The following is an 11,969-nucleotide window of genomic DNA, read 5'->3' as shown; positions in this document are numbered from 1 at the left end:
GGGCGTTCGGCCGGGAAACAGGTAGCGTGAGCTTCGTGAACGATCGGCGAGTGGGGGCGACGACGCGCGCTGCCGTCGTCTACAACCCGATCAAGGTCGACGTGACCCGGCTCACGGCGGCAGTCGAGTCCGCTGCGGCGAGCGCCGGAGTGGATGAGGTCCAGTGGTTCGAGACGACCGCGGACGAGGTCGCCGGCAGCGGCGGCGGCGGTCAGTCTCAGACCAGGGAGGCACTCGCCGCCGGCGCGACGCTCGTGCTGGCTGCGGGCGGCGACGGCACGGTCCGCGCTGTCGCAGAGGCGCTCCGCGGTCGCGACGCCGACCTCGCGATCATCCCGTCCGGCACCGGCAACCTCCTCGCTCGCAACATCGGCATCCCCTACGCCCGGCTCGAAGACGCTGTCGCGGTCGCCTTCTCCGGGGCGACGCGGGAGATCGACCTCGGCATCGTCTCCATCACCGCGACGGACGGCGGGCTCCACGAGCACGCCTTCCTGGTCATGGCCGGTCTCGGCATCGACGCGACCATGATCGCCAACACCAGCCCCCGCCTGAAGCGCCGCTTCGGCTGGCTGGCCTACGTGGATGCGGGCTTCCGCGCCCTGCCGAAGGCCCAGAAGGTGCGGGTGCGGTACACCCTCGATGGCGGCACGACCCGGGCGGCGCAGGTGAGCACGATCCTGGTCGCCAACTGCGGCAGCCTTCCCGGCAACATCGAGCTGATCCCTGACGCCGCCGTGGACGACGGCAGCCTCGACATCGCCGTCCTGCAGCCGAAGTCCCTGTTCGGCTGGCTGCTGATCTGGCGCAAGATCACCTGGGAGAACAGGGTGCTGCGCCGCAGCGCCGCCGGGCAGCGGATCATCCGCTTCACCGATCGCGCCATCCGGACGGAGCTGACCTACCTGCGCGGCGCGTCCGTGCGGCTGACCGTGGATCGCCCTGAACCGTTCGAGCTCGACGGCGACAGCTTCGGCGATGTGATGGCCGTGGGCCTCACCGTGGACCATCGCGGGCTGCGTGTGCGCATTCCCGCCGCCGCTTCCTGACCCGCCTGCCGACCAGCGCAGTCGAGGTCGACGGTGTTCACGCCTCCGGTCGGCGTGCCGGGGGAAGAACGTCTGAGTCGTTCGATGCGGGCTGCGCCGGTCGGTGCGACGCGAGCAGTGTCAGGCCGAGAAGGACGACGAGCGTCGCGAGACCGACCGTGATCAGCGGACCGGCCAGCATCCAGCCCAGTTGGCTGAAGACCAGCCCTGTCACGTCCGCGCTCGACGTGGGGTTCGTGTACGAGGTGAAGACCGACATGACATAGAGGACGACGCCGAGAGCGACCAGGCCCGCGCCGACCAGCCACAGGATGAGGACGGCGCGGTTGCGGCGCGGGGAGAAGTCGACGGCGTCGAGGATCCCGCCACGGCGGGCGGGTGTGAACTCGGGTGCGACGTCGCCGTACGCGACCACGTCGGAGGGCTGGGCGGTCCCCCGTTCACGCTCGATCACGGCGCGTTCGCGCTCGACCTCGGTCTCCCACGAGTCGGGGGCGACGACAGCGCTGGATGCGGGGGCATCGGCGAACGGGACGGGCTGCGGAGCGGGCGGCGTGTGCTCGACCGGGCGCTGGGACGGCCGTTCCAGCGCGGTCGCTGCCGCCGTCCCCGCCGCCGGTCGACGTGCCGCTGCAGTGTTAGCAGTCGTGTTCACCGCTGTGTCCGCCGCCGTCTCCGGCCTGGTCGCGACATCTCGCACCCTGGTGCGTGCGCGCTCCCCCGGCTGCGGCCGGTAACCGCGCTGGAATTCCGGGTCGTAGCGCGGGTCGAAGTCGCCGCGTGCTGTGGTCTCCCTGTTCGCGTCGTCGACGGCCATCGTGTCTGCTCCTCGTTCGGAACTCACCACTCTTCTGGCTCGCAGCCTACGCCTGTGGGCCGCGAGCGTCCGGGGCTGTCAGCGATGCGAGCCAGTCCCGCGCCTCGGTGAAGACCTCGTCACGGTAGCGACGGTCGTAGTCCACGGAGACCTTGTCGGCGCGCGGGTACGAGCCGAGGAAGATCACGGCCGGGCTGAAACGGCGGAGGCCGAGCAGCGCATCCGCCACCCGCTCGTCGTGGATGTGCCCGTCCGCGTCGATCACGAAGCGGTAGCGGCCGAGGGCGTCCCCGATCGGGCGCGACTCGATCAGGCTCAGGTTGATGCCGCGCGTGGAGAACTGCTCCAGCAGATCGAGGAGGGAGCCGGGGCGGTCATCGGGCAGTTCCGCGATGAGGCTGGTCTTGTCCGCACCGGTCGGGGCAGGAACGGTGCGCTCCGTGCTGACGAGCACGAACCGGGTGACCGCGTTCGGGTTGTCGCCGATGTTCTCGGCCAGCACCTCCACGTCGTGGTGGTCGACGATCCCGGGCGGAGCGATGGCGGCGTCTGCGGTGCTCCCGTCGAAGAGGGAGGCGGCCGCCGCGACGTTGCTCGACGCCGGCAGGTGCCCGTGCTCCGGCAGGTGCTCATCCAGCCACAGGTGGCACTGCGCATACGCCACCGGATGCGCGTTGATCGTCTTCACGTCGGCCAGCGTCGTGCCCGGACGCGCGACGAGGACGAAGTTCACCGGCACCAGGTATTCCCCGACGATGCGCAGGCCGGGAACCGTGGCGAGCGCATCCTGGGCGACGGAGACGCCGCCCTCGATCGAGTTCTCGATCGCGATCATCGCGGCGACGCTGCGGCCTGCCACGACGTCGGCGAGCGCCTCGCCGACGTTGTTCACCGAACGCCAGTGCTTGCCACGCGCCTCAGGGACCTGCGCGAGCGCCGCCTCCGTGAACGTGCCGGAGGGGCCGAGAAAGCTGTAGACCTCGTCGACGGACGCTGGCAGTTCGGCGGTGGGATCGGCGGGACCTGCGGCTTCTGGCATGGCGATCAGCTTAGCCAACGGCCCCTCCACAGGATGAAGTTCTCCACAACCTTGCGTAACCCTCTGGCGCCGCGCATCCCGAGTGGAAGGATGGGAGCCATGAACGAACGAGCTGGCACCCCCGCACAGGCCTCCGACCTGGTCGACGTCGATGCGCTCAGACGCGCGTACTACGAGCTCAAGCCGGATGTGAGCATCCCGGAGCAGAGGGTGGTGTTCGGCACCTCCGGTCACCGGGGCAGCTCGCTCAACACGGCCTTCAACGAGAACCACATCGCCGCCACCACGCAAGCCATCGTGGAGTATCGCGCATCGCAGGGCATCACGGGTCCGCTTTTCCTCGGGGCGGACACGCACGCGCTGAGCGAGTATGCGATGACCACAGCCCTCGCGGTGCTGGTCGGCAACGAGGTGCGGGTGCTCGTCGACGAGTTCGACGACTGGGTGCCGACGCCGGCGCTCTCGCACGCCATCCTGCGCTACAACAGGGCAGGCCACGACGACCAGGCAGACGGCATCGTCGTCACCCCGAGCCACAACCCGCCGGCCGACGGCGGCTTCAAGTACAACCCGCCGCACGGTGGTCCGGCGGACACCGACGCCACCAGCTGGATCGCGGCCAGGGCCAACGAGCTGATCGCAGACGAACTGCGCGGCGTGCGCATGAGCGAGCCGAGCGCGGTGGAGTCGTACGACTTCCGCGGCACCTACGTGGACGACCTCGAGAACATCATCGACGTGAAGGCCATCCGCGACAGCGGCATCCACATCGGCGCCGACCCGCTCGGCGGAGCGAGTGTCAACTACTGGGCGGCCATCGCCGAGCGCTACGACCTCGACCTCACGGTCGTGAACCCCGCGGTCGATCCCACGTGGAGCTTCATGACGCTCGACTGGGACTCCAAGATCCGGATGGACCCGTCCAGCCCGTCTGCCATGGCGTCCGTGCTGAAGCACAAAGACGACTACGACATCCTCACCGGCAACGACGCCGACGCAGACAGGCACGGCATCGTCACACCGGACGGCGGCCTGATGAACCCCAACCACTACCTCGCGGTCGCGATCGACTACCTCTACCGCACGCGCACCGAGTGGCGCGCCGATGCGGCGGTCGGCAAGACGCTCGTCTCCTCATCCATCATCGACAAGGTGGCGGAGTCGCTCGGACGCCGCCTCTGGGAGGTGCCGGTCGGCTTCAAGTGGTTCGTGCCCGGTCTGATCGACGGCTCGGTCGGCTTCGGCGGGGAGGAGAGCGCGGGCGCCAGCTTCCTGCGCTTCGACGGTTCGGTCTGGACGACGGACAAAGACGGCATCCTGCTCGCACTCCTCGCCAGCGAGATCCGCGCCGTGACGGGCAAGACACCGTCGCAGCTCTATGCGGAGCTCACCGAGAAGTTCGGCGACCCCGTCTACGAACGAGTGGATGCGCCGGCCAGCCCGGCAGAGAAGTCCGCCCTCGCCAAGCTCGACGGCGACGCCATCGCCGCCACCGAGCTCGCGGGCGAGCCGATCACCGCCAAGCTCAGCCGCGCCCCCGGCAACGACGCAGCCCTCGGCGGCGTCAAGGTCGAGACGGCCACCGCCTGGTTCGCCGCCCGCCCGAGCGGCACCGAGAACGTTTACAAGATCTACGCCGAGTCGTTCGCGGGCCCCGACAACCTGCGCGCCGTGCAGGAGGAGGCCAAGCGCATCGTCGCCGACGCGCTCGGAGGCGCGTAGGCGCCTCAGCCCGCTCGACTCGTGCCAAAAATTCGGTCACGCTGACGCGCACCGCACGTTTCGCACGAACCGTGCGGTGACCGCCCGCGAGGCGCGTCATAACTGACACAATTTCATCTCTCTGACTCTGAGGGCCTCGGTTCTTCCGGCTCTCGTACCCGAGTTGGAGACCCGAAATGCAACTGAAGTCGTTCCTTGTTCGTGCGCGCCGGACGTCGGCTGTCGGCGCCGCCGCGGTGGTGGCGGCCATCGTCGGCATCGTCATCGCCGTGGCACCGGCGGCCACCGCCCTCGCAGCGCCCGTGGATGCTGTGACCTCCGTGTCGGTCGTCGCGCCCGACCCCGCGCATCCGGATGCGCCGTTGACGGTTGGTCAGCGGTTCCGCGTCGACGCGTCGTGGGCGCTCCCAGCGGGAGCGAAACCCGGCGACACGTTCACGCTGACGTTCCCGTCGCCGGTGCACGGATACGCGTCGCAGTTCGCGCTGCAGGATGCGTCCGGCGCCACCGTGGGGCAGTGCGCCGTCACCTCGTCGAGCGTGACGTGCACGGTCGGAGACTACGTCGCCACCCACTCGGACATCGTCGGCTCCCTGTACTTCTACGCCACCGCCGCGGAGTCAACCACCGGTGACGTCCTCTTCAGCACGGGCTCCGGGGCCACGATCACCGTCCCCCTCCCCGGCGGCGGCATCGGCCAGGGCACGGGCGGCGGCGGGTGGAGCGCCCCGACGTCGCTGGTCAAGGGCGGCTGGCAGAACGACGACGGCAGCCTCGGCTGGAACGTCTACGTTCCCGGATCGCTTCTGACCAGCGCCGGCACTGAGGTCGAACTGACCGACGCATACGACCCACGACTGAGCCTGCGTGCCGGGTCGGTCAAGGTCGACCGCATCCCGCTCGCCGGCTGGAACAACGGCGACTGGGGCGCATCCGGTGTCGCGCTCGCGCAGGGGACGGGCGCCGGGACGTACTCGTTCACCCCCGGCGCTTCGTCGTTCCAGCTGACCGTGCACCAACCGGATGCGGCGAGCATGTACGCGATCTTCTACATCCTCGACGTCCCCTCCGGCACCCCGGACGGCACGACCTTCCACAACACGGTCAGCGGCCGGAGCCTCGGCGACGCCGACGCGACCGTGGACTACGTCTCGGCGGGAGGGACCGCATCCGGTGATGCATTGCGCTCGCTCGCCGTGACCAAGAAGATCGCAGGAGACGGCACAGCGCCGTCCGGCACGTTCCCGATCAGCGTGGCGTGCACCGTCGGAGGCTCTCCGGTCGCCGGCTATCCGGCCACGGCCGCGATCGCCGCAGGGCAGACCAGCACCTTCGGCGGGATCCCGGTCGGCGCGAGCTGCACGGTGACCGAGACCGACAGCCGCGGGGCGTCGTCCGTGCAGTACGCACCCGCCGGAGCGATCGTGGTGACCCACGACTCGGCCGCGATCATCCAGGCGACCGTCACGAACACCTATGAGGCCGTCACGCCGACACCCACCCCGGCACCGACAGCCCCGACGCCAACGACGACGCCGCTCGTCCCCGCAGGCCCGGCCCCGGCCGCGGGCACGACGCCCGACGCCACCCCGACCGGCACTCTGGCGCACACCGGCAGCGACACAGCCGGCACAGGGGTGTTCGCGGCAGCGGCCGGACTCGCCGTCGTCGCGGGCATCGGGATGCTCGTGATCCGTCGACGACGGCGGGCAGCGACGCGAGGCTGACGCCGAGCGCGCGGGGCGGCCGCACGCGCGGCCGCCCCGCGTCGTTCACGGGAGAGGCGATGGCAGCTCTCAGCCGTTGCCGATGGGTGCCGCGCCCCCGAGCGGCACCGAGGCCGTCGGACCGACACGGCCGTCGCCCGCATACCGGAGCTGCAGCGTCCTGTTCCCGAAGTCGGTCCACCACGGCAGGGTCCCCGACCATCGTCCGTCGGCGTCGAGCGTGACCGTGACCCACGAACCGGATGCGGTGATCCGTCCAGCGACCTGCGCACCGGGAACACCGGTCACGGTGAGCGCGACGCCCTCCCTGGTGCGGTCGACCGCGACGGCGGGCACAGTGAGCACGGCCGTGGCGCCCGTGACCGGCGACACCTGACCCTGGGCGTCAGTCTGGGTGACGTTCAGGGTGTCCGTTCCCGCAGGGAGTCCTGTGATGGCGGCGGAAGTCCAGGCTCCGCTCGCGTCGGCGGTCGCGGTCGAGGTCGCGGTCTCGGTCGCCGCGACGGACTGGATGGTCACCGTGGCACCCGGAAGCGCCGTGCCGGACAGGACGGGGAAGTACCGGCCGCCGCCGGTGTCGACGGCCGAGACGACCGGCGCATCCGGGGCGACAGGACTTCTGGCGATCACGACCTGCAGCGTCGCCGCCTTCGAGGCTCCGCCCGCCGTGGCCTGCACGAGGGAGAGGGTGTGCGGACCATCGGCGAGCGCCGCGGTGGGGAGGCTCAGCAACCAGGCGCCTGACCCATCCACTGTCGCGATGGCGACGGGGTGGTCGTCGAACGACGCCGTCAGCCGTGCGCCTGGGGTTCCGGTGCCGGAGACGACGATGGTGTCCTCGCCGGTTCGCAGGGTGGACGTCGGCGACGGGGAGACGATGGTCGGCGCATCCGGAGCCTGGACGGCCGGTTCGGTGGGCGTGGGACTAGACGTGGGTGTGGGCGTCCGCGTCGGAGCGGGGGCCGGTGCCGGTGCCGCAGGCGGGATGCTCGCGGCTGCGACCGGGACCTGTGGCACCCCCAGCGGCGGGGCGGACGGTGCGTGTGGTGCGGCAGTCGGTGCATCCGGAGTCGGTGTCGGGGTGGGCAGCGCGCTCGGCGACACCATCGGCGACGCGGCAGGGGCGGGCGACGTCGTCGAATGCGCGGACGTCTCCGCCGCGGGCACCGGCGCGTCCGCCGGAGCGCTCGCCACGACGGCGAAGACGGCAACGCCCGCGACGGCGACAGCACCGAGAACAAGGCCGGCGCCGACCAGCACGGCCGTCCCTGACACGCTCCCCGCGGAACCCGCCGTCCCTGCCGTACCTGCAGTCCCTGTCCCTGCCGCGGGAAGCGTCGCCGCCGTCGCAGCGCCCGTCGCGCCGCCCGTCGACATCCACGCCGTGTACGCAGCGGCCCCGCCCATACCGGCGGCCAACGGCAGCAGGGCGAGCCCCACCTGCCGGTTCGCATCCTTGGCATCGCCGGCGGCCATCGTGCAGTCCGCGCAGCCGGCGAGGTGCTGCTCGACCCGGAGCCGCGTTCGCTTCGGGGTCTTGCCCCGCAGATGGGCGCCCAGGTGCTCGATCGTCCAGCGGCACTCCGAGTCGGCGGGGACCGAGGCGATGTGGGCCTGGATCCAGGCTTGCCGCAGCCCTTCGCGCGCCCGGTAGGCGAGGGCGGCGGCCGAGTTGGCGGTCAGGCCGAGGAGCGGCGCGAGTTCACGCGGGGCGAGCCCTTCCACCTCGGTGTACCAGAGGACCTCCTGCCACTCGGCGGAGAGGCTACGGAACGCCGCCATCGCCAGCGACCCGTCGAGCGCTTTGAGCTGGGCGTCGTCGGTGAACCGGGGATCCTCGATGAGGTCGACGTCGTCCACCGGAATCTCTCGGCGGGCGCGTCCCCACCCGGCAGCCGTGTTCCTGATGGTCGTGAACAGATACGGGCGAAAGGCCGCCGTCGGGCCGCCTCCGGACGCGATGGCCGTGAAGATGCGGGCGAACGACTCGGAAACCAGGTCGTCGGCGTCGAGCGACGGGCTGTGAGCACGCGCGACGGCGAGACCGGCAGAGGCGTGTCGGCGCCAGAGTTCGGCGTACGCGTCCTTCTCTCCGCTGCGGCTCAGCTCGACGAGCTCTCCATCGGATCGGCTAGCGACATCTCGTCGCGCGCCGAAAAGCGCTCGCGCCATAGGGTTCGACCTCCGGGTACAGGTGTGATCCAGAACGGTCGCCCTTTTCGGGGAAGGAGAACCGTCCTACCGAGGAGAGATGGGGCGAACCCCCGATCATGATGCGATGTCGGCGAATTCTCAGTAACGACTTTCGCCGAAGCCGATACCGATACCGATACCAAGGCAGACGCCGCTCACTCCCCGCTTTCCACCCGCACCAGGTCGTCAAGGGTCTCGAACGCGCGGGCCACCCCCGAGCAGCGCAGCACGTCGCCCGACATTGCCAGTTCCGCGGCGACCAGGGCGACCGAACTGCGCGCATCCACCAGACCGCGCAGATAGGCGTCGCGCTCGCCCGGAAGCATGGGGCCATCGGCGAGCCCCACGCCGACGGTGCCGGGCCCGGCGAGCCTGCACTCGACGGCGGGGACCACCACGCTCAGCTCCCGCAGCGCTCCGGCGAGCAGCACGATGCTGTCGCGGTCGTCGTCGTAGCCACCGGCCAGCCCGACCAGCACGTTGCCATCCCGCGACCAGCGGACCAGTTCCCCGACGAGCGGGTGATCGAGCGCGGTCATGGTCACACCGTCTGGGCGGCGAGAATCGCCACCAGGCTCAGCACGGCGGCCGTGACGACGACGACGACACCACCGGTGATCGCGACGACGACGATGGATGCGCGCAGGCGTGGGAAGGCGGACCCCGTCGCGGCCGTCGCAGCCCGGGTGCTCTCGAGTTCGGCTCGGAGCTCGGCAAGCGTCATCCGCTGTTGGCCGAGCACGTATGGCACATGGTCGTCCGGGAGAGTCATCAGGGCACCTTCATCGCTTGAGGAGGGGTTGCGGCATCGAATGGCCGCCCTCACAGAGAAGAGACGCAGAATCGCCGCCAGAATGACGCGGGATCCGAAGGAAAACCAGGGCTACCCGTAGGTCGTGCCGCCCGGGACGGTGAAGAACTCCTCCAGCGTGCACGTGCGAGTCGCACGCGAAGCGTCAGCGCTGCACCAAGAAGTCCAGCTGCACCAAGAAGTCCAGGGGACGACCCAGGTGCTCACCGGATCGTCGATCGACAGCTCGGTGCCATCGAAACCGACTGCGACCGGCGACGAACGACCGTCACGGCCATGTCCGCAGTCAGCGTCCCGATGAGTTTCTCATGAAACACTCGCTAACATTCAAAATTAGAACACTGCATTCAACGAATCACTATGACCATATGGGGAGCATGTGAGCGAACCGAAAACCCGCCGCGGGTTACGAGCGGGCGAACGCGTGGGCGCGCCCCCGAACGTCAGACACGGGCGGCTGCGGCAGTACCGCCCGATCCGATCCGCCGTGATGTTCGTCGGAGCAAGCATCGGGGTTCTCGCCGTCAGCTCAACGGCAATCGCCGCGTACGCAGCATGGGACATTGCAACGAGCATCAAGCCCGGCATCCGTTTGGCTCAGGATCCTTCACCTCGTGCACCAGGTACCGGGGCGATGTCGGGTGCATTCAACGTTTTGCTCGTCGGCAGCGACAGCGGCGGGGGAAACCCGGCGTACGATACACGGAGCGAAACGCTCAACGACGTGACGATGCTGCTTCACGTGTCTTCCGATCACTCGAACGCCACGGTCCTCAGCTTCCCTCGCGACATGTTCGTGGACGTTCCCGCGTCCCCCTCCGAAGGCGGCACCGAGTATCAAGCCATGTCCGGGGCGAAACTCAACACGACTCTGAGCCATGGCGGCCTGGCCTGCACCGTGCTCACCATCTCGCGGCTCACCGGGCTCGAAATCCCCTACGCAGGCGTGATCGAATTCGATGGTGTGATCGAGATGTCAAACGCTGTCGGCGGCGTCCCCGTCTGTACGACAGGCGAGATCTTCGATAAGTACACGGGTCTCAATATCCCAGCAGGGGAATCCACGCTGGTCGGATCTCAAGCCCTCGCGTTTCTCCGCAGTAGATACAGCGTGGGCGACGGATCAGATCTTGGTCGAATCAGCAGCCAGCAAGCTTTTCTCTCGTCGCTCGTACGCACAATGAGGAGCTCAGACGTTCTGTCGAATCCGGTCAAGCTCTACGGGCTCGCAAAAGCCGCAACGAACAACATCCAGTTGTCGAAAAGCTTGAGCAACCCCACAACGGTCGTCTCGATGGCGCTCGCACTAAAAGCGATCGATATCGACAAAGTGACATTCGTCCAATACCCGAATCACATCGTGGAACACGGGGTGGCACCGTCCGAGGCAAGCGCTGCGTTGCTCCTGGATGCGCTGGTCAACGACAGACGCGTTGTCCTCACCGGTGATTCTGGAGTCGGAACGGAGTCGACTCAGACCGAAGCGCAACCAGACCGCCTGGAAACGAGTTCGTCACCGTCCGCCCCGACGACACCCGACGACACGAGCAATGCGCCCCTCCCGGCGGATGTACACGGCCAGAGCGCGGATAAACAGATGTGCACCAAGCCGTTCGGCGGATGACGTTCACTGGACAGGCTCCGGCACCGGGCCGTAGTTCACGCCTCCGGGCACACCGAAGATCCTCCGGCGTCGAAGGAAAACCAGGGCTACCCGTAGGTCGTGCCGCCCGGGACGGTGAAGAACTCCTCCAGCGTGCTGACACCGGTCTGGTGCAGCTGCGTGGCGAGAGGCACGCCGATGTACCGGTAGTGCCAGGGTTCGAAGGTGAATCCGGTCACCGGCACCTTGTCGGCCGGGTACCGCAGCAGGAACCCGAACCGCCAGGCGTTCGCGGCGAGCCACTGACCCTGCGGGGTCTGCGCGAAGCAAGCGGAGAGCGAGCAGGCGGCGGGGACGGCGCTGATGTCGACGGCCAGCCCGGTCTGGTGCTCGGAGTGCCCTGGACGAGCGGTGTCCGTGTCGGCGAAGGCCTGGCCGTTGCGCGCGACGTCGTCGTTGTACACGCGCACCTGCGAGTCGTACGAGCGATATGCACTCTGCACCGAGAAGTCGAGCCCGGCCTCCGCCTTGCCCGCCGCGAACATCGCGACGAGCGCCGTCGCCACCTCTTGTCGCATCGGCTGACGGTTCACGAACGTCACGTCGGGATACACGAGATCGGCGGGGACGAACTCGTGCGGCTTCAGGCCGCGCGGCTTGTTCACGACCACCCACGTGCTCGCGGGATCGTCGATCGACTGCGCGGTGCGGTCGAAGCCCACGGAGATCGGCGGTTGGGGCGCATCCGGTGTCGGCCGGGACGTCGACGCGGCATCGGACGGTCGCGGCGGCTTCGGGTGCGGGGTGCCGGACCGCCGTGGATGCTCGGCCGGTGTCGGTCCGCCCGTCGCACATCCACAGAGCGCTGCGACGACGATCAGCGCGCCGCCGAGCAGCGCGGCCGCAGTTCGAGCGCGCCGAGCGCGATGGTCCCCCGTATTCACGCGATGAGCCTAACCCGCGTCGCCGGGAGAATCCTCACCCCCTGCTGCTTCGCCGCCGCGGCGA

10 protein-coding genes are annotated in these 11,969 nt (G+C 69.2%); 4 read left to right on the top strand and 6 right to left on the bottom strand.

Annotation, left to right across the window (positions count from 1 at the left end; translation table 11 throughout):
- Positions 1-35 precede the first annotated feature (35 nt).
- Positions 36-1,049 carry a diacylglycerol/lipid kinase family protein gene (locus AC37TH_RS05525; RefSeq protein ID WP_490763337.1) on the top strand — a complete coding sequence of 338 codons (1,014 nt, stop codon included), beginning with the start codon at positions 36-38 and terminating at the stop codon, positions 1,047-1,049.
- Positions 1,050-1,086: 37 nt separating this feature from the next.
- On the opposite strand, the gene AC37TH_RS05520 is transcribed toward AC37TH_RS05525, so the two are convergent.
- On the bottom strand, positions 1,087-1,893 hold the full coding sequence (locus AC37TH_RS05520) for a hypothetical protein (protein WP_490763336.1): 807 nt from the start codon (positions 1,891-1,893) through the stop codon (positions 1,087-1,089).
- A 19-nt stretch (positions 1,894-1,912) separates the two neighbouring features.
- Complete coding sequence (gene pheA / locus AC37TH_RS05515; RefSeq protein ID WP_490763335.1) at positions 1,913-2,905, bottom strand: prephenate dehydratase; 993 nt, start codon at positions 2,903-2,905, stop codon at positions 1,913-1,915.
- Between the two features lie 99 nt (positions 2,906-3,004).
- Between pheA and pgm the strand changes: the two genes are divergently transcribed.
- Entirely contained in the window at positions 3,005-4,627 is a 1,623-nt protein-coding gene (gene pgm, locus AC37TH_RS05510; RefSeq protein ID WP_490763334.1) for a phosphoglucomutase (alpha-D-glucose-1,6-bisphosphate-dependent), read from the top strand.
- 176 nt (positions 4,628-4,803) lie between these two features.
- Positions 4,804-6,354, top strand: coding sequence for a DUF5979 domain-containing protein (locus tag AC37TH_RS05505; protein WP_490763333.1), 1,551 nt, complete (start codon positions 4,804-4,806; stop codon positions 6,352-6,354).
- Positions 6,355-6,423: 69 nt separating this feature from the next.
- Here AC37TH_RS05505 and AC37TH_RS05500 read toward each other — a convergent pair whose 3' ends face one another.
- From AC37TH_RS05500 to AC37TH_RS05490, 3 genes are all read right to left on the bottom strand, one after another.
- Entirely contained in the window at positions 6,424-8,526 is a 2,103-nt protein-coding gene (locus AC37TH_RS05500) for a sigma-70 family RNA polymerase sigma factor (protein WP_490763332.1), read from the bottom strand.
- Positions 8,527-8,702: 176 nt separating this feature from the next.
- The gene (locus AC37TH_RS05495; protein ID WP_490763331.1) at positions 8,703-9,086 is read right to left on the bottom strand and encodes a hypothetical protein; all 384 of its coding nucleotides are present in this window, start codon (positions 9,084-9,086) and stop codon (positions 8,703-8,705) included.
- A gap of 2 nt (positions 9,087-9,088) precedes the next feature.
- Positions 9,089-9,319, bottom strand: a complete 231-nt coding sequence (locus AC37TH_RS05490) for a hypothetical protein (protein ID WP_490763330.1) — start codon at positions 9,317-9,319, stop codon at positions 9,089-9,091.
- Positions 9,320-9,737: 418 nt separating this feature from the next.
- Here AC37TH_RS05490 and AC37TH_RS05485 point away from each other — a divergent pair, with 418 nt between their 5' ends.
- Complete coding sequence (locus AC37TH_RS05485) at positions 9,738-10,982, top strand: LCP family protein (RefSeq protein WP_490763329.1); 1,245 nt, start codon at positions 9,738-9,740, stop codon at positions 10,980-10,982.
- An 86-nt stretch (positions 10,983-11,068) separates the two neighbouring features.
- Here the strand turns inward: AC37TH_RS05485 and AC37TH_RS05480 are convergent, their stop codons facing one another.
- Positions 11,069-11,905: a M15 family metallopeptidase gene (locus tag AC37TH_RS05480; protein ID WP_490763328.1), complete on the bottom strand. Its 837-nt coding sequence runs from the start codon at positions 11,903-11,905 to the stop codon at positions 11,069-11,071.
- Between the last annotated feature and the right edge of the window lie 64 nt (positions 11,906-11,969).

The organism is Leifsonia sp. McL0627 (assembly GCF_058244615.1).
Note: the sequence above shows the minus strand (reverse complement) of the source record. Positions and strands in the feature narration are given on the sequence as shown.